This is a genomic window from Capillimicrobium parvum, from assembly GCF_021172045.1.
In the GTDB taxonomy this organism is placed as follows: domain Bacteria; phylum Actinomycetota; class Thermoleophilia; order Solirubrobacterales; family Solirubrobacteraceae; genus Capillimicrobium; species Capillimicrobium parvum.
On the sequence record NZ_CP087164.1, the window covers coordinates 5,063,557 to 5,078,518 of the forward strand.

The 14,962-nt window shown below is 70.9% G+C and carries 21 protein-coding genes; 6 read left to right on the forward strand and 15 right to left on the reverse strand.

The features are described from left to right. The first annotated feature begins 25 nt into the window (after window positions 1-25). Window positions 26-817: an ImmA/IrrE family metallo-endopeptidase gene (locus DSM104329_RS24705; protein ID WP_259312521.1), complete on the forward strand. Its 792-nt coding sequence runs from the start codon at window positions 26-28 to the stop codon at window positions 815-817. Here DSM104329_RS24705 and DSM104329_RS24710 read toward each other — a convergent pair. Both DSM104329_RS24710 and DSM104329_RS24715 read right to left on the reverse strand, forming a co-directional pair. Beyond that, the gene (locus DSM104329_RS24710; RefSeq protein WP_259312522.1) at window positions 809-1,471 is read right to left on the reverse strand and encodes a hypothetical protein; all 663 of its coding nucleotides are present in this window, start codon (window positions 1,469-1,471) and stop codon (window positions 809-811) included. The two genes, DSM104329_RS24705 and DSM104329_RS24710, sit on opposite strands and share 9 nt — an antisense overlap. Beyond that, window positions 1,455-2,159 (reverse strand): RNA polymerase sigma factor, encoded by a 705-nt coding sequence (locus DSM104329_RS24715; protein WP_259312523.1) that lies wholly within the window; start codon window positions 2,157-2,159, stop codon window positions 1,455-1,457. The genes DSM104329_RS24710 and DSM104329_RS24715 overlap by 17 nt, the downstream gene beginning before the upstream one ends. Before the next feature lie 74 nt (window positions 2,160-2,233). Here DSM104329_RS24715 and DSM104329_RS24720 point away from each other — a divergent pair, with 74 nt between their 5' ends. Then, window positions 2,234-3,301 (forward strand): DUF5925 domain-containing protein, encoded by a 1,068-nt coding sequence (locus DSM104329_RS24720; RefSeq protein WP_259312524.1) that lies wholly within the window; start codon window positions 2,234-2,236, stop codon window positions 3,299-3,301. Between the two features lie 8 nt (window positions 3,302-3,309). Here the strand turns inward: DSM104329_RS24720 and DSM104329_RS24725 are convergent, their stop codons facing one another. From DSM104329_RS24725 to DSM104329_RS24740, 4 genes are all read right to left on the reverse strand, one after another. After that, window positions 3,310-4,338, reverse strand: coding sequence for an amidohydrolase family protein (locus tag DSM104329_RS24725; RefSeq protein WP_259312525.1), 1,029 nt, complete (start codon window positions 4,336-4,338; stop codon window positions 3,310-3,312). After that, entirely contained in the window at window positions 4,338-5,693 is a 1,356-nt protein-coding gene (locus DSM104329_RS24730; RefSeq protein ID WP_259312526.1) for a glutamine synthetase family protein, read from the reverse strand. The genes DSM104329_RS24725 and DSM104329_RS24730 overlap by 1 nt, the downstream gene beginning before the upstream one ends. Window positions 5,694-5,910: 217 nt before the next feature. Beyond that, window positions 5,911-6,576: a hypothetical protein gene (locus tag DSM104329_RS24735; protein WP_259312527.1), complete on the reverse strand. Its 666-nt coding sequence runs from the start codon at window positions 6,574-6,576 to the stop codon at window positions 5,911-5,913. Continuing rightward, window positions 6,576-7,448: an NHL repeat-containing protein gene (locus DSM104329_RS24740; protein ID WP_259312528.1), complete on the reverse strand. Its 873-nt coding sequence runs from the start codon at window positions 7,446-7,448 to the stop codon at window positions 6,576-6,578. Before DSM104329_RS24740 ends, DSM104329_RS24735 begins: the two co-directional genes overlap by 1 nt. Before the next feature lie 772 nt (window positions 7,449-8,220). Here DSM104329_RS24740 and DSM104329_RS24745 point away from each other — a divergent pair. Beyond that, window positions 8,221-8,472, forward strand: coding sequence for a hypothetical protein (locus DSM104329_RS24745; RefSeq protein ID WP_259312529.1), 252 nt, complete (start codon window positions 8,221-8,223; stop codon window positions 8,470-8,472). 97 nt (window positions 8,473-8,569) lie between these two features. Here the strand turns inward: DSM104329_RS24745 and DSM104329_RS24750 are convergent, their stop codons facing one another. The 4 genes from DSM104329_RS24750 to DSM104329_RS24765 all read right to left on the reverse strand — a co-directional run bounded on the left by DSM104329_RS24750 (window position 8,570) and on the right by DSM104329_RS24765 (window position 10,966). After that, window positions 8,570-8,710 carry a hypothetical protein gene (locus DSM104329_RS24750; protein ID WP_259312530.1) on the reverse strand — a complete coding sequence of 47 codons (141 nt, stop codon included), beginning with the start codon at window positions 8,708-8,710 and terminating at the stop codon, window positions 8,570-8,572. A gap of 976 nt (window positions 8,711-9,686) precedes the next feature. Beyond that, the gene (locus DSM104329_RS24755) at window positions 9,687-9,932 is read right to left on the reverse strand and encodes a hypothetical protein (protein ID WP_259312531.1); all 246 of its coding nucleotides are present in this window, start codon (window positions 9,930-9,932) and stop codon (window positions 9,687-9,689) included. A gap of 126 nt (window positions 9,933-10,058) precedes the next feature. Continuing rightward, on the reverse strand, window positions 10,059-10,454 hold the full coding sequence (locus tag DSM104329_RS24760; protein ID WP_259312532.1) for a type II toxin-antitoxin system VapC family toxin: 396 nt from the start codon (window positions 10,452-10,454) through the stop codon (window positions 10,059-10,061). Beyond that, a complete protein-coding gene (locus tag DSM104329_RS24765) occupies window positions 10,451-10,966 on the reverse strand; it encodes a helix-turn-helix domain-containing protein (RefSeq protein ID WP_259312533.1) in 516 nt (171 codons plus the stop codon). Before DSM104329_RS24765 ends, DSM104329_RS24760 begins: the two co-directional genes overlap by 4 nt. On the opposite strand from DSM104329_RS24765, the gene DSM104329_RS29235 reads away from it, so the two are divergent. After that, window positions 10,886-11,170, forward strand: a complete 285-nt coding sequence (locus DSM104329_RS29235) for a C-terminal helicase domain-containing protein (protein ID WP_407655859.1) — start codon at window positions 10,886-10,888, stop codon at window positions 11,168-11,170. The genes DSM104329_RS24765 and DSM104329_RS29235 overlap by 81 nt on opposite strands. A gap of 30 nt (window positions 11,171-11,200) precedes the next feature. On the opposite strand, the gene DSM104329_RS24770 is transcribed toward DSM104329_RS29235, so the two are convergent. The 3 genes from DSM104329_RS24770 to DSM104329_RS24780 all read right to left on the reverse strand — a co-directional run bounded on the left by DSM104329_RS24770 (window position 11,201) and on the right by DSM104329_RS24780 (window position 13,220). Further along, window positions 11,201-11,704 carry a helix-turn-helix domain-containing protein gene (locus DSM104329_RS24770; RefSeq protein ID WP_259312534.1) on the reverse strand — a complete coding sequence of 168 codons (504 nt, stop codon included), beginning with the start codon at window positions 11,702-11,704 and terminating at the stop codon, window positions 11,201-11,203. Between the two features lie 9 nt (window positions 11,705-11,713). After that, complete coding sequence (locus DSM104329_RS24775; protein ID WP_259312535.1) at window positions 11,714-12,730, reverse strand: IS110 family RNA-guided transposase; 1,017 nt, start codon at window positions 12,728-12,730, stop codon at window positions 11,714-11,716. 286 nt (window positions 12,731-13,016) lie between these two features. Further along, window positions 13,017-13,220, reverse strand: coding sequence for a hypothetical protein (locus DSM104329_RS24780; protein WP_259312536.1), 204 nt, complete (start codon window positions 13,218-13,220; stop codon window positions 13,017-13,019). 118 nt (window positions 13,221-13,338) lie between these two features. On the opposite strand from DSM104329_RS24780, the gene DSM104329_RS24785 reads away from it, so the two are divergent. Both DSM104329_RS24785 and DSM104329_RS24790 read left to right on the forward strand, forming a co-directional pair. Continuing rightward, window positions 13,339-14,037, forward strand: coding sequence for a hypothetical protein (locus DSM104329_RS24785; protein WP_259312537.1), 699 nt, complete (start codon window positions 13,339-13,341; stop codon window positions 14,035-14,037). Window positions 14,038-14,112: 75 nt separating this feature from the next. Then, a complete protein-coding gene (locus DSM104329_RS24790) occupies window positions 14,113-14,409 on the forward strand; it encodes a hypothetical protein (RefSeq protein ID WP_259312538.1) in 297 nt (98 codons plus the stop codon). Here the strand turns inward: DSM104329_RS24790 and DSM104329_RS24795 are convergent. Next, window positions 14,385-14,606: a hypothetical protein gene (locus DSM104329_RS24795; protein WP_259312539.1), complete on the reverse strand. Its 222-nt coding sequence runs from the start codon at window positions 14,604-14,606 to the stop codon at window positions 14,385-14,387. The two genes, DSM104329_RS24790 and DSM104329_RS24795, sit on opposite strands and share 25 nt — an antisense overlap. Before the next feature lie 80 nt (window positions 14,607-14,686). Beyond that, a complete protein-coding gene (locus tag DSM104329_RS24800; RefSeq protein WP_259312540.1) occupies window positions 14,687-14,884 on the reverse strand; it encodes a hypothetical protein in 198 nt (65 codons plus the stop codon). Window positions 14,885-14,962: the final 78 nt, after the last annotated feature.

Below are 14,962 nucleotides of genomic sequence, written 5' to 3' on the forward strand. Positions count from 1 at the left end.
CTCAGCGGCGGCCGATACTCGGACCGTGGCGAGCATCCACACCAACCGGGGGGCCAAACGGGCGCGGGGCGCGCGCGAGACGCTCGGCATCCCGCTCGACGAGCCGCTGCCCGATCTGCTCGGCGTCGTGGAGGACCGCGCGGGCGTCCACGTCGTCGTGCTGGACCTCGCGGACGGCGTGGCCGGCGCGTATCTGCCGAGGCCCGACTGTCCGCTCGCGTTCGTCAACGGCACCGAGGCGCTCGTGCGCCAGCGGTTCACGCTCGCCCACGAGCTCGGCCACCACTGGATCGGCCATGGGGCGACGGTCGACGAGGTCGCGACGATCTTCGGCTCCGGCCGCGACCCGCGCGAGATCGAGGCGAACGCGTTCGCCGCCGAGTTCCTCCTGCCGCGGGCCGCCGTGAAGCGGCTGTTCGACGGTCGCCGGTCGCTCCCCGTCGGCCTCGACAGCGTCGTGCGGATCGCGGTCGCCTTCGGCCTGAGCGCGCAGATGGTCCGCATCAAGCTCGAGACGTGCGGCGTGCTCGACGATCCGGAGCGCATCGCGCGCCTCGACGCGGAGATCGCGGGCGACCAGCATCTGGAGCTGCGACGCCGGCTCGATCTCGAGCCGCTCGACGACGGGCTCAGCCGCGCCGGCCGGCGGCGACCGCGCGTGCCGGAGCCGCTGCGCGGCAGCGCGTTGGGTCTCTACCTCACCGGCGAGATCGATCTGGATGCGCTCGCCGCCCGAACGGGCCGCCGCAACAGCGAGGTGGCCCGGATGCTCGGCAACCTCGGGCTCACCGCGACGGCCGCCGCGCCGTCAGGCTGAGCGGCCGCCACGGAACAGCTCGTCGACCTCGTCCCACCGCTCACCGGGCGCGGCGAGGGCGTCGGCGAGCACCTCGAGGTCGGCTCGGACCTCGCCGGCGGCCTGATCCTCGGCGCGGAACATCGGCGCGGCAGCTGCGGCGGCGGGCGCTGCCGGCACTGTCCAGCCGCTCATCCCCCCGGCCGCCTCGAGCTCGCGTCCGTCGATCCCGAGGACACTCCCGAGCGCCGTGAGCAGCCGGCGGGACACGCGGTTCGGGTCGAGCTCGCCCCGTTCCATCTGCGTGACGTAGGCGGCGGTCTTCGGTCTCGCTGCGGGCGGCAGCGCGAAGGTGTCGGTGAGCCGCCCGGCGAGGTCCGCCACGCTCAGCTTCGCCCGCTTGCGCAGGCGCGGAATGAGCGACGGCCAGAGCCCCGCCTCGTCCCCGCCGGCCGCCATCGCCTCGGCGACGATCGGCTCGGCCTCGAGCGCGGCGAGCGCGGCGGCGTCGTAGTCCGGCTCCGGCGCCCAGGTCAGGAAGGTGGCGAGGTCGTCGGCGAGCGCGTCGCGTTCCGCCGGTTCGACGCGCTCGAGGTACGCGTTGACGTCCGGTCGCCGGCCGTCGTTCCAGGCGTCGATGAACTCGCTGAGGACGCGCTCACGCATGGTGGTCACGGAGGATCGCCTCCAGTTGCTTCATGCCGCGGCGGCGCCGCTGATACACGTTGTCGAGGGTGATGTCCAGCCGAGCGGCGACCTCGTCGCTCGGCGTCGGGTCGACGATGGTCAGCCAGAGGACTTCGCGGTACTTGTCGTTCCTGACCTGCGTGATGCCCCAGGCGGCGAGGTCGCTCATCTCCTGGAGCCGCTCCTCGTCGGCCTCGACCTCGGCCATGAGCTCCTCGAGCGCGATCGAGTGCTTCGCGATCGCGCTGTCGTACGGGCTCGACTCGGAGTCCTCGTAATGGTCGTCGAGGCTGCCGGAGGCGCGCTTCGCGTGGCGCCACTCGCGGCGCCCGAAGTCCTTGCACGAGTTGAAGACGCACGTCTTGAACGCGACGCGGAACTGCCCGAGCGCCGCGCCGTCGAAGTTCTCGCCCATCGCGACGACCCGCAGGTATGCCTCCTGGACGGCGTCGTCGACGTCGTGGGCGGGGATCCGGCTGCCGTCGTTGAACCTGAACGTCTGGACGACGGCCCTGACACGGTCGAAGTTGCGCAGCGCCACGCGCTGCCACATCTGGGCGGCACGCCCGGCGTCGCCGCGCTCGCGGTGGTGGCAGAAGAGCCGGAACAGCTCCTCCTCCCGCAGGCGTCCGACCGACGTCGCGTCGCGGTCGTGTTCGGCTGGTCGATTCGGCATCTGATGGTCATGTCGCAATGGCCGGACGCAATCTGACACGTCAGGCGGCGGCGGTCCGTGACGACCTGGATTCGATGCCCTCTCCCGCCGTCCCCATCGTCCCGGTCGCTCCCTGTCTCGACCTCTCCGACGGAACCTGGTCCTCGACCGCTTTCACCGAGCGCGCGCTGGGCGAGGGCCTGCGCCACGTGCGCCGCGGGTCGTTCCCGTGCGGGGACGTGACGCTGGCCGAGCTGCTCGCGCTCGGCGACGTCGAGGTCGCCGAGCACCTGACCGGCGCGCTCGCCGTGCTGCTGCGCATCGAGCCGCGGATGCTCGTCCTCGTGTCCGTGTCGCGCGGCAACGGCGAGTTGACGGTGGCGGGCGCGGATCGCGGGGACGTCGATCGGGTCACCGCGGATCTCGTGGCGAACCTCCGCCAGGAGCCCAGCGCCGACCAGGACGAGGTGCTGGTCGGCTTCTGGGCGCACGGCGCGGTGCCTCCGCGCGCGCGCCGCCGGCTTCGCGCGCCGGCGTGGTCGGAGATCGCCGGCAACTACGCGGCCTCGACCGGCTCTGGGCTGACCGAGCTGATGGCGGCGACGGAGCCCGGTCCCGGCGGGCTCGTCCTCTGGCACGGCGAGCCGGGGACCGGGAAGTCGCATGCGCTGCGCGCGTTGATCCGGGAGTGGCGGCGCTGGTGCGACGCCCACTTCATCGCCGACCCCGAGACGTTCCTCGGCCCGGACGCGGGCTACCTGCTGGGCACGCTCCTGCGCTCCTCGCGGCACGGTCGTGGTCAGCTGATCATCCTCGAGGACGCCGGCGAGCTGCTCGCGGCGGACGCCCGCGCGGTTGCCGGCCAAGCGCTGTCACGGCTGCTGAACGTCAGCGACGGCCTGCTCGGCGAGGGCCTGCGCGCCGTGGTGCTGGTCACGACGAACGAGCCGCTGCGGCGGCTGCATCCGGCGGTCGTGCGGCCGGGGCGGTGCTGGGCGGAGGTCGAGTTCGCGCGGCTTGATGCCTCGGCTGCGGACGCGTGGCTGCAGGCGCGGGGGGTCGACGCCCGAGCCGGTCGCGCGATGACGCTGGCCGAGCTCTACGCGCTCGCGCGTGGGCGGTTGCTGGACGACACGGCGCCGGTCGGCTTCGCGCCCGGGTGAGTCCCACGTCACAGCCGGTAGAGGCGCCGGGCGTTCTCGCGCAGGATCATCAGCGCCGCCTCCTCGGCCTCCTGTGCGTTCAGCAGCTCGGGCAGGACCTCGGCCAGGGCATCCCGCCACCACGTCGCGGCGAGGTAGTACAGCTCCGGCGTGCGTGCGGCGTCCGAGGCGTAGAGCAGCTTGGACACGGGGCCCAGTTCGAGCGCCTCGCGCAGCGCCTGCGCCGGGCGCGCCACGTGCGGGATCGTGAGCGACAGGTCGAAGAAGACGTTGGCGTACACGTGCGCCAGCCATCCGGCCTCGCGCACGAACGGGTAGCAGTGCAGGAGGACGAACGGCGTGGCGGCGAAGCGCTCGATCAGGGGCTTGAGGTGGCCCGGGTCGGCTCTAGGCAGGTAGAGGTCGCCGTCGCCGAACCCCGTGTGGACCTGTACGGGGAGCGGATCGCCGGTGGCCTCGTTGGCCTCCAGCGCCGCGACGACGACGGCGGCCATGGCGCGCCCGGTGACGCGGTTGTCGTCATCCTCCGTCCCGGCGGCTGCGGTCAGGTCGAGGCCGCCGCGGTAGGCGGCGATGGTCTTCAGGCCGGCGAAGCCGTCCGCGCGAGCGGACCCGACGGCGGCGCGCACCGCGTCGAGCCCGCCATCCTCGGCCACGCGCTCGATGCGGAGCACCGGGCGCGCCGTACACCCGGCGAGCGCACCGAGCTCCGCGCAGCCGGTGCCCGTCCCGGGGGGCGGGAAGCCGTCGTCGATGAGCAGCACCTCGGTGTCCGTGGCGCGCAGCAGCTCCGCGGCGTAGCCGGCCGGGTCGCTCTCGAGCCGGTGGCGGTGCACCGCGTGCTCGCTCGGCTCGAGCTCGAAGAACGCGGCCAGGGCACGGATCGCCCGCCGGTACGTGATGCCGGTGGCGATGTGCGGCCATTGTCTCGGGTCGTTGCTCTCGCTGAACAGCCCGCGGAACTCGTCGAGCGTCGGCTCCGAGAGCAGGATGCCGTGCGCGTGGTGGTCGACGAGCGGGATCGACGTGAGGTCCATCAGTACTTCACGAAGTGGCCGCGCTGCCAGAAGTCGTCGTCCCGCTCTGAGTACGCATGCCACTCGGAGCGGCGCACCGCCAGGTAGGAGTCGATGATTACCGGCCCGAGCGCGCCGGCGAGGACGGGGTCGCCGGCGAGGGCGTCCAGCGCCTGCTCCTGGGTCGCCGGCAGGGGATCGATGCCCTGGGCCCGCCGCTGCGCCTCGTCGAGGGTGGCCGGATCGACCGCGACCGGCTCGGGGGGATCGAGGCGGCGCTCGAGCCCGTCGAGGCCGGCGGCGATCAGGCCGCCGAGCGCGAGGTACGGGTTGCACGTCGCGTCCGCCGCCTTGAGCTCCACATTGGTCGAGGCCTCCTCCTGGCCTCCGAACACCGACGGCACGCGCACCGGGGCCTCCCGGTTGTCCAGTCCCCAGCAGGCGAACGCACCGGCCCAGAAGTGCGGCACGATCCGCTTGTAGGACGCGAAGCTCGGCGCCGCCAGGCCGCAGAGCCCGGGCAGATGGGCGAGCACGCCGGCGATGAACCGGCGCGCATCTTGGGAGAGCCGGTCGGGCTGCGCCGCGTCGTGGAACAGGTTGCGGGCGCCGTCGGTGCTCCACAGCGAGAAGTGGATGTGGCCGCCGTTGCCCGCCGCGTCGGGCCAGGGCTTCGGCGAGAGCGACGCCACGTAGCCCATCTGGGTCGCGACGCCGCGAAGCGTCTCGCGGACGAGCAGCTGTTCGTCGGCGGCGGGCAGCGCCGGGGCCGGGGCGGTCGAGATCTCCTGCTGGCCATGCCCGAGCTCGGCGTAGTACTGCTCGAGCCGTATCTGCTGGCGCTCGAGCGCGTGGGCCAGCGCGTCGACGTAGTCCTGTGAGGCGGCCATTCCGATCGTCGAGAAGCAGAGGCTCTCGTCGACCGGCCGCAGCGCGCCGTCCCGCTCGACGGCGAGCGTGAACTCGTTCTCGAACCCCGCGTGCAGCACCGCCCCGCGCTCGGCGAGCCGCGCGACCTGGCGCTTGAGGAACGAGCGCGCGCAGACCGGCGCCGGCGCCCCGTCGAGGCCCACGTGATCGGTGAGCATCGCGCCCGCGTTGGGCGCGTACGGCAGGACGCGGAAGGTGGCGGGGTCGGGGACGAGGCGCAGCTCGCCCACCGGCCCCATCCCGGCCACGGGCTGGAGCTGGTCGAGTGAGTTCATCGCCTGCATGCCGACCGTCACGCCGATCCCGGAGGCCATCCGCCCTTCGAGGCCGTTCAGCGACGACGCCTTGCCGCGCACCGTGCCGTCGTTGCCGCAGTAGAGGAAGCGCACCAGGCGCAGCCCGGCTTCGCCGGCCAGCCGGACGACCTTCGCGGCGTCGGGAATCACAGCGGCTCTCCTCTCAAAGCGCTTCGAGCGCGGACGAACGTACCCGATCGCGGCCGGCGAAGGATCCAGACTCGAAGCGGGAGTCCTGCCCCTGGGACGGCGCGCGTGCCGGCATCGGAGGCCGGCCGGATCGCCGCGCGCTCGCGGCGTGGCGAAGTGCTTGCCTGCTCGGCCTTGCGCTTCAGGGCGAGGTCCGGTCAAGCAGTCCGAGAAGGCACTAGCTCTCGCAGCCGCGGGGCAGGGTGACCTTTGCGGGCCGGTGGCTGAACCTGTTCAGTTGGAACCACTCGTCGAGATCCGGGTCGTAGAGGTTCTGGACGCCGAAGTGCAGCACCTGCCAGATCGTGGCGGGGTTCTTGCGGTCCACGTAGATGTCGCCGAGTGCGATCGGCAGGCGGATGAAGTTCCCCGGAGGCAGCGCCGGCAGGGTCCCGGTGACCCGCCAGTGGTTCACGTACCGTCGCGGTTCGCCCTCCAGGATCTCCCGGCCGACGAAGCTCGATCGCGCGAGCCAGGCGTTGACCGTCCGGCGGCTGAAGTTGCCCGGGATGGCGCCGCACGGCACGGCCTCCACCACGCCCGGCCACCGGTAGGTGACGGTGTAAAGCCGTTTGGGCTCGCCCCGTTTCCCGTAGATGAGGTTCATGAACCAGATGGGATAATTCCGGCCTCCGGCGACCATCTTGCTGTTGCCATTGCTCCCCTCGTACCTGAACGGAACGTTGATCCCGAGGTCGGGCACCAGATAGCGGCCTGTGGCGGAGAAGTTGCTGGGGATCCGGGGAGGCGCCGGAGTGGAGGAAGGGCGAGCGAGGACGCCCGGAGCGAGCGTGAGAGCTCCGAGAGCGCCACCGAGCAGCGCTCCGAGCAGGAGCTTCTTCATCAGCCGCGCCCCTTCCGGGGAAAGGTCGACGCGGGACTCAGCACCTTGAGCGGGGCCGTATCCGGATCGGGGTAGGGCGCGCCGGCGTCGTGGAACTTCTGGATGCGGTCGTTGCCGCTGTCACCCACGTAGACGTTGCCCGACGAGTCGGTCGCGATCCCCTGCGGGTTGCGGAACTGGCCCTTGCCCTTGCCGAACTCGCCCCATCTCGTCAGCAGCCTGCCACGGGCGTTGTACTTCTGGATGCTGTTGGTCCCGACCACATAGACGTTGCCCTTCGGGTCGGTCGCGACGCCCAGCGGGTAGTCCGGAGCCCCGGCGCCCGCGCCGGGACTGTCCCACTGGTCGAGATACCTTCCGCTTGAATCGAACTTCTGGATGCGGCTGTTGCCGCTGTCGGCCACGTAGACGTGACCGTTCGAGTCGGTCGCGATGAAGGACGGCGCGAGGAACTGGCCGTTGCGAGAGCCGAACGATCCCCACTGACCGAGGAAGTCGCCCTCCGGGCCGAACTTCTGGATCCGGTTGTTGCCGTAGTCGACCACGTAGACCCGGCCCCGATCGTCGGTCGCGATCCCCCACGGCGCGGCGAACTGGCCCGCGCCGGAACCGGGCGCTCCCCACTGACCCCGAAAGGTTCCGTCCGGGCCGAACTTCTGGATCCGGTTGCGCACGTAGTCCCCGACGTACACCGTTCCGGACGGCCCGACCGCGATCGCACCCGGGGAAAGGAACTGCCCGTCACCGATCCCCGGGGCGCCCCATCTGAGCAGGAAGCCACCGGTCGAGGTGAACGCCTGGATGTGCGGCGACTGGTTGTTGAAGGTGTCGCTGACGAACACCGTGCCTGACCGTGTCGCCGCCAGGTCCACCGGTCCACCGAACTGGCCCTCGCCCGAGCCGCCGCCGCCCCATTGGGTCACGTAGGTGACGGACGCCGACGCCGGCGCAGCCCCCGGCGATGCGGTCAGTGCCACCAGAGCGACGAGCGCCGTGAAGAACCGGATTGTGTTGCGGGCGCAAACCTCTTCTGGGACCTGTATTGCGAGTCACCAGGCGAAGTCCTCCCGTGAGGCAACCTCCCGGCCGCTCGTCCATGCGGGCACCGGGGACGGGTTCCCGATCAGCCGGGCGAGGTCGCGCATGTCTGGGCGACGTCGCTCGCCAGCGGGCTGATGGGTGGCGCGCACGGCCGCCGAACGCGAGCACGCACCACCGCAAGATGGCGCGCGCCGCGCTCGCTGCTGCTTATCTGAATGGGCGGCTCTCTGCCCGCCGGCCGACTTGCTCGCCGTGTCGGTGCGGCGCAGGTCCTAGGCGCGTCGGAGGAAGTAGACGATCAGGACGATCAGCAGGATGACCACCAGGATGCCGATGATCCCGCCGGTGGCAATCGCGAAAGGCATGGGAGTTCTCCTTCGTGGAGCTTCGATGGGGATGCTCCCGAGTCCCTACCCGCGAACGGCCGGCCCTATGACCTCCGCCACGGCTTCTCGACCACTCCGTGCAGATGCTGCTCAGCCGCCGCCACGCCGACGAGAAACGACATCCCCGAAGCACCGGTTGCAGGAGCATCATCGCGGGGTAATGAACGCTTCCGTTTGTGCCGAAGAAGAGATGACACGGAAGCGACAGGAGCCCAACATGGCGATCTACACGATGGTTCAGGATGAACTGCATGCCGCGTACCTGGGCGCGGACCTCGCCCGGCTCGACGGGCTGCCCGATGCCGACCTGGCGCAAGAGATCTCGGCGCGATTGGATGCCGCGGTCAGCCGCAACGTCGATCCTCACGACGACCCGAGCTATCTGAGGGCCGTCCTGGTGCAGAACGGAAGGAACGCATTCCGCGCCGGCCGGCTCGTTCCCCTGCGGATCAAGCCGTTCGCGATCTGATCACCCGCCGGCACGGACGCGCGTCGGGTCCGCGCACGGCCCCGGCCCGGTCAGACGAAGGTGATGCAGGAGTTCGGACGCGGGCCGCGCGGGCTGGTCATGCTGCCGCCCGCTCCCAAGGCTCGGTGACCGGCACGAACAACGCCACGGGGCAGCCCTGCCCGGTGTAGGCGTCGCGCCACGCCCACTCGGTGTCCAGCAGCGCGCAGCGCCATTCCCCGGCCGGGGTTGGCGGCATCCCCCGCACCGCGGCACGCAACGCGGCGGTCCACGCCACCTCGAACGGGCGGCCTTGGGCACGATGACGCAGCAACTCCTGGCGGGCACGGCGCGCGGGATCCGGAGACGGAACTGTGTGCACATGGCGAGTCACGGTCACCACACCATCGGCGTTGTCGAGCGCGATCTTTCAGCTGTGGTCGAGAGCGGCGTGGGCCACATCAGCTGGCCGGATCTTCTCAACAGAGCGGACGGAAAGACATGGGGGATCGTCTCCGACCTCCTCGTCATCGACTCCGCTCCTGCTGATCGAATGCGCGTCCTGGTCGCGCCGATACGAACCTACGGTGCTCGCGCCGGTGCGCCTCCGAGGAAGAGCACCCGTTCCGCTCGGGGCAACTACGGATCGGCGGACGTACTCCGCCCATGCCCCAGCACCGCCGCCGTACCGGCCGCGTTCAGGCCGATGTCGTTGCCCCTGGCCATGTTCTGGGGTGCACTGATCTCGATGCCGGCCTGCTGTCGTCGCTGATGAGGCTTCCGGTCACACATCCGTGCCCATGGAGACTGATCCGCACGCCTTCGTCGTGTTGCCGGAGATGACCAACGCACCACCCACGGTGGAACTTCCTCCGCCCGATCGCCGACAGGATCGGCGACGGTGATCGAGCAATGATCGAACGCGTTGAGCTTCCCCCACGCCCCCTTTGACTCCCTCGGACCTTCGGGGTGGGCGGCAAGTTCAAGGATTCCGTGCTCGACCGAGACTCGGGCGATGAAATCGAAGAGCCGACACCCGGACTCGAACCCGGGACCCTACATTACGAGAGATGTATTGTGTCACTTTCAGGCCGCCGCCTGATCGGACGCGTCGCCCAGAATCCGCATGAGAAAGCCAAATACGCGGATTCTCGACAAATGCCGAATGCCACGAACGGACGGTATTGCGACAGGTGATGTTGGCGGAAATGTTGGCGGATCCGGGTCAGCGCCAATCACCGGCGACGCGTACACGGTCGAACCGCCGGATCGACGGAGCACTTCACGGCGCGCGTACCGCTGCGCATCTGACGAGCCGACTCGGCAACCCCGCTCGCTACCCCCAGCAACTCGCCTTCCAACCGCCGCACCGCCGCTGAGAGGTTGCGATCCTGGCCCGCCGCCCGCAGCTCGTCGAGAATCTCGCGCAGCTGCGGACCGGGACGGTCGTCGGGAGCGACACTCACGACGACGACGGCCATGCCTGCGACTGCGCGACGCAGTGCGCGAGGCCACCAAACGCCATCGCCCAGGCCAGTCCCGCCGCGCTGTTCCCGTCCGGTTCCCGCGAGGATCAGGACGCTCTCGCCCGCCCACCCGTCTCGCGGTCAGAGCTCGGTCGGGCCGACGACGAAGCCCAGCCGGGACGTTCCTCGCCGGAGTCGCGCATCGAGGGTCACCAGGCGGCATCCGAGCATGTGCGCGAGCGCGACGTAGTTCGCGTCGTAGGTCTTCGCCCAGCCCATGTCGTCCGCGACGGCCCACGCGGCGTCCGACAACCCGTCAGGTTCCAACCGCTGCACGGGCGCGACGGACAGACGGTCTCGCATCGCGGAGGCCTGCTCACGACCCAGCTCACCCCGCCACAGCAGGGCGTGCAGGACGGATACCGATTCGATCCAGAGCAACGCGGGAGCGACGAGCTCGAAGGCGCGAAGTCGTTCGAAGCCGAGCCGGGTGGCGGTCGCCGCGACCGCCACGCTGGCGTCAACGACCAGCCTCACCGGCCGCGACGCGTCAGCTCAATCGCCGCCACCCAGTTCGGCGCCGGGGAGCCGTCATCGAGCACCCGCCACTCGTCAGGTATCTCGAGCATCGGGTACAGGTCGTCCCGGATGCTGTCGAGGTCGGCAGGTTCGATGCCGTGCCGGCCGTGTTCGGTGACCGCCGGCAGCCGGCCCATCCGGATCCAGCGGCGTACGGTCTCCGGACTGCGCCCGACCCGCTCGGCAGCTTCCGCGACGCTCAACATGGCGCCATGGTACGGAACCTCCCGGATAGCGCAGAGCGCGCTCGCGTCACCAGGAACGCCCCGTGGTAAGCCAAGCGCCTGGAGCGATCTGGCTGCCCAGGCCGCAGCCGCTTCGGCCTCGGCAGGGCGCGGGCGCTGCTGCAGATCCTCCGCCGCCACCACGAGCGGAGCGAGAAGGTGATCGTGTTTACCGCGTTCCGGCGCACCCTGGACCACCTCGCCCAGCGCGCGGCCGAGCACGCCCTGGCCGTCGTGCGCTACCACGGAGGCCTCGCCCGCACCGAGAAGGACGCCGCCATCGCGTCCTTCGCGGACGGGGCGTCGATCCTGCTGAGCACCGAGGCCGGCGGCGAGGGACGCAACCTGCAGCTCGGCACCCGTGGGATTCCATCTCGCACATCCCTTGCTCGGCGAGCCGTCGCGCACGGGCGGGCAGCAGATCGAGATCCTCGGCGCCGATCGGCGTGAGCCAAACGTCGAACCGTCGGTTAGACGGCACTACGTGGCGCGCGTGCCGCTACGCATCCGACGAGTCGACTCGGCCAACCGCTCGCTGCCGCCAAGCGACTCACCTTCCAACCGGCGCACCGCCGCTGACAGGAGGTTGCGATCCTGGGCCGCCGCCCGCAGCTCGTCGAGAATCTCGCGCAGCTCCACGACGCTGGCGAACGTGACGCGGCGCGGCCCCCGCTCGCCCTCGACCTCGTCTAGCGCCCCCTCGTCGATCCACGTGCGCACCGCCGTGTCGGAGACACCGAGCGCCTCGGCCGCGAAGCTCAGACGCACCGGCCCCTGACGATCGACCAGCCCCCAGGCCTCGCCGTCCAACTCGTCGGCCGTGGCCTCGTCCGTCGTCCGGGCCGCGATGTCGCGCAGACGATCGAACTGGCTCAGCGCCTCACGGCTCGCGTCCGCCTCACGCGATCGCGGATGCGGCGCCCGACGCGCCCCACGCGGCGCGCCGAGAACATGATCGGTCGACGTGCCGGTCCCTCGGGTCACACGTTGCTCCTATGTCAAGGCGAGCGCCGTGTCAAGGGGCGTCGCGGTCGGGGTGGGCTGGTTGAGGAGGCGCCAGGCGCGGCGGGCGAGGTGGCGCTTGAGGCTGCGTAGGGCTTCCATTCGGGTTTTGCCTTCGGCTTGTTTGCGGGCGAGGTAGTCGCGGGTGGCGGGGTCGACTCGGCCGGCGGTGACGGCCCAGCGGTGCAGGGCGCAGTTGAGCTGGCGGTTGCCGCCGCGGTCGAGGCGGTGACGGTCGCGGCGGCCGCTGGAGGCTGGGATCGGGGCGACGCCGGCCATCCGGGCGAGCTTGGCGTCTGATGCGAATCGCCCGGGGCCGGCGATCTCGCCGACGAGCTTGGCGGCGGTCAGCGGCCCGCAGCCGGGCTGGTCGAGCAGCTGGGGCGCCTGATCGGCGACGAGGACGGCGATCTCGCGTTCGAGCTGTCGGGCTTGGCGGGTCTTGACCGCGATCGAGCGCAGCAGCTCGCGCGCGATCCTGACGCGCGCGTCCTGAGGCTGGCGCGCCAGGCGACGAGCGACGCGATCGATCCAGACCTTGCGATCCAGCGCCCCGACCGGGACGTCATCGCCGAGCTGCAGCGCGTGCAGATGCCAGCGCAACCGCCGCTGCTCATCAGAGCGCTGGGCGACGATGTCCTCGCGGTGGTCGAGCAGCAGCCGCAGCTCCAGTGATTGACCCTCGAGCTCGGCCATCGGCAGCGTCTCGATGCCCTCGCGCAACGCCGCTCTGGCGACCGCCAACGCGTCGATCGGGTCACTCTTGCCACGCTCGCGTCCGCCGCGCCTGGCGCCGGCCATCAGCTTGGGCGCAACCCGCACGACTCGCTCGCCCGTGACGATCAGTGCCTCTTCCAGGCGCCCTGAGACGTGCCGGCAGTCCTCGATCGCCCACACCCGCTCGCCGCCCAGGCGCCTGGCCCAACACAGCGCCCGCTCGCTGCCGGCGTGTGCGACTTCTTGTGTGGGTCCGCGCCGATCACGATCATCTGCACCGTCTCCCTTCATCGACCTTGTCCACTGAAGGAGGACCTCCGGCGGACACGCCTGAGTCGGGGCGGTGCCACGCTCCTATCAAGTCACGCCGGTGATCCCGAACCGGCGGCGAGCGACACAACGCATGAAGGTCAGACCACTGGCCGACATCGAGACTAAGAGTCAGCTCGCCGCCGGCCCGGACCACACCCGACGAGTCGGACATCACCACCCGGCAACCCGAGCGTGACACTCAGTCGAGACTAGCATCGGCTTGGAAAAACTGTGCCACGAACTCAAAGCAACGCGAGACGTGATCTCAGACCCGCCCGGCGCGGATCTCGCGGACGGCCTCTACGGCCTGCGCCATCACCTCGTCCTCGTCGACCGCGTTGCGTCGCTGACTCTCCCGCAGCGCCTCTACGCCTAACTTCATCCGCGCCAACTCCTCCGACAGCGCCCGATCGCCGTTCCCGGGATCGCGTGCGCGAAGCCGACCGAGTAGTTCGCTATCGATCTCCACGGACGTAGCCGTGGCCATGGTCGGAAGCGTACCGGCCGGGATGCGTCTCACCCGGTCGTCGGTCTCATCAGGCCCACGCAGGTCCCCGGACCCCGCCGAGCAGGCAGCGTGGCGCGCGTTGCGCGACGGCGACCCCGCGCTGGCGATGGCCCACTACCGTGACCGCGGCGACCTGCGCTTCGCGCCCACGCGTACGGAAGCGGTCGACACGGCCGCCCGTCGCTACGTCGATCTCGCCCGTGAGTGCGGCTACGGGCAGGTCGCGCTGATGACGGACGCCAGCAACCACGAGGTCGAGGCGCTCAACCTGCGCGTCCAGCATCTGCGGCTCCAGGCCGGCGAACTTTCAGACCGCTGCGTCCAGCTGCCCGAAGCCGGGCCCGCCGTCCGTGAGGGCGACCGCGTGATCTGGACGCGGTCCCAACCCGTCCCCGGCCAAGCGAGGGTGGAGAACGGCGTGCGCGGCAGCGTCACCCAGGTCGACGAGCAGCGCCAACAGCTGCACGTGCGGCTGGACGGCTCCGGCCGCCACGTAACCGTTGCGGACGAGCACATCGACGCCGTCGCGCTCGGCTACGCCAGCCACGTCTACCGCCAACAGGGCGCGACAGTCGAGCGCGCGATCGCCGTGACCGGCGGCTGGCAGACCTCACGCGAGTCGGCCTACGTCCAGGCTTCCCGCGCGCGGGGGCATGGAGTGGCATGTCGCGCGCGACGAGCTGGACTCCGAGCACGACGCCGCGCGTGTCGACCAGCTTGCCGCCCGGATGCGTCTCAGCCGCGCCCAGATCCCATCGCTGGCCTATCCGACGCGTGAACCCGGTATCGACCGCGACACCCCCGCGCGGGAGCCGTCCATGTCGCGCGGGCCCCATCCGGGCGTGGAGATCGAATGAGGCGCCCGCGCAACGGGCGCGACCCGCGCACCCAGCGCGTTGCTGTCAGCCTGAGCGTCGGCGAGCGTGCCGCGCTGCAGGCCCTCGCCGCGCAGCTCGGCGTGCCAGAAGCCACGACCGCAGGGCGACTCATCCTCGATGGATTGGAGGAAGCCGGCGCGATCCTCAAACCTACCCCCCGCTCCAGCCGCGACGGTGAGCCCGCGGGCCTGCCGTTGTGGCTGCCCACCCGGCAGCGCGCGGGCGCGATCACCGCGCTGCTGGAGCGCTACCCCGCGACCTGCGCGCGCTGACCAGCCTCAGCGACGACGACCGGCTCGCCCACGAGCAGCTCGCCGCGCTCAGCGTCTGGCGCGACCAGCTCGACACCGGCCAGCACCAAGACGCCCGGGTCGAGATCGCCTTCGGCGAAGCCGTCGTCCGCGCCGGACGCGTCTTCGAGGAACGAGGCCGCCGGAGATGACTGCGACGATCGCTGTCGCAGACGCACACAGTGCATCTGGTCTGTGCCTTCCTATCGCCGTTCAAGCGATGAAGTCGCGGTGGTGGTCGGCGATCGCGGCGCTGGGGTCAGTTCGGCCACGGTTGCAGAGACGGATCGAGTGCGGGAAGGGCTGGGTCCGTTCCGGTCAGCAGCCGGCACAGGGCGACAAGGGTTCGCCGTTCGGGGTCGTCCTCCATCCGCTGGTCGAGTCTGGGCGCCAGGGAGTAGCGGCGGGCGCCGACGACGGCCAGCGCGTGCCCGCGCCGCGTCAGGAGCATGGTCATGTCGCTCGTAGGGGCGGGAGGCCGGCGGCTCACCCCGACGCCGCTCGATTTGGACGCGGATCACACGTCTGGGTCGCC

Excerpts from the sequence above, each read along its gene's own strand:
- DSM104329_RS24715 (WP_259312523.1), bottom strand. The coding sequence starts at position 2,159 with ATGCCGAATCGACCAGCCGAACACGACCGCGACGCGACGTCGGTCGGA.
- DSM104329_RS24720 (WP_259312524.1), top strand. The coding sequence starts at position 2,234 with ATGCCCTCTCCCGCCGTCCCCATCGTCCCGGTCGCTCCCTGTCTCGAC.
- DSM104329_RS24725 (WP_259312525.1), bottom strand. The coding sequence starts at position 4,338 with ATGGACCTCACGTCGATCCCGCTCGTCGACCACCACGCGCACGGCATC.
- DSM104329_RS24735 (WP_259312527.1), bottom strand. The coding sequence starts at position 6,576 with ATGAAGAAGCTCCTGCTCGGAGCGCTGCTCGGTGGCGCTCTCGGAGCT.
- DSM104329_RS24745 (WP_259312529.1), top strand. The coding sequence starts at position 8,221 with ATGGCGATCTACACGATGGTTCAGGATGAACTGCATGCCGCGTACCTG.
- DSM104329_RS24750 (WP_259312530.1), bottom strand. The coding sequence starts at position 8,710 with ATGCCGCCAACCCCGGCCGGGGAATGGCGCTGCGCGCTGCTGGACACC.
- DSM104329_RS24755 (WP_259312531.1), bottom strand. The coding sequence starts at position 9,932 with ATGGCCGTCGTCGTCGTGAGTGTCGCTCCCGACGACCGTCCCGGTCCG.
- DSM104329_RS24775 (WP_259312535.1), bottom strand. The coding sequence starts at position 12,730 with ATGAAGGGAGACGGTGCAGATGATCGTGATCGGCGCGGACCCACACAA.
- DSM104329_RS24790 (WP_259312538.1), top strand. The coding sequence starts at position 14,113 with ATGAGGCGCCCGCGCAACGGGCGCGACCCGCGCACCCAGCGCGTTGCT.
- DSM104329_RS24800 (WP_259312540.1), bottom strand. The coding sequence starts at position 14,884 with ATGACCATGCTCCTGACGCGGCGCGGGCACGCGCTGGCCGTCGTCGGC.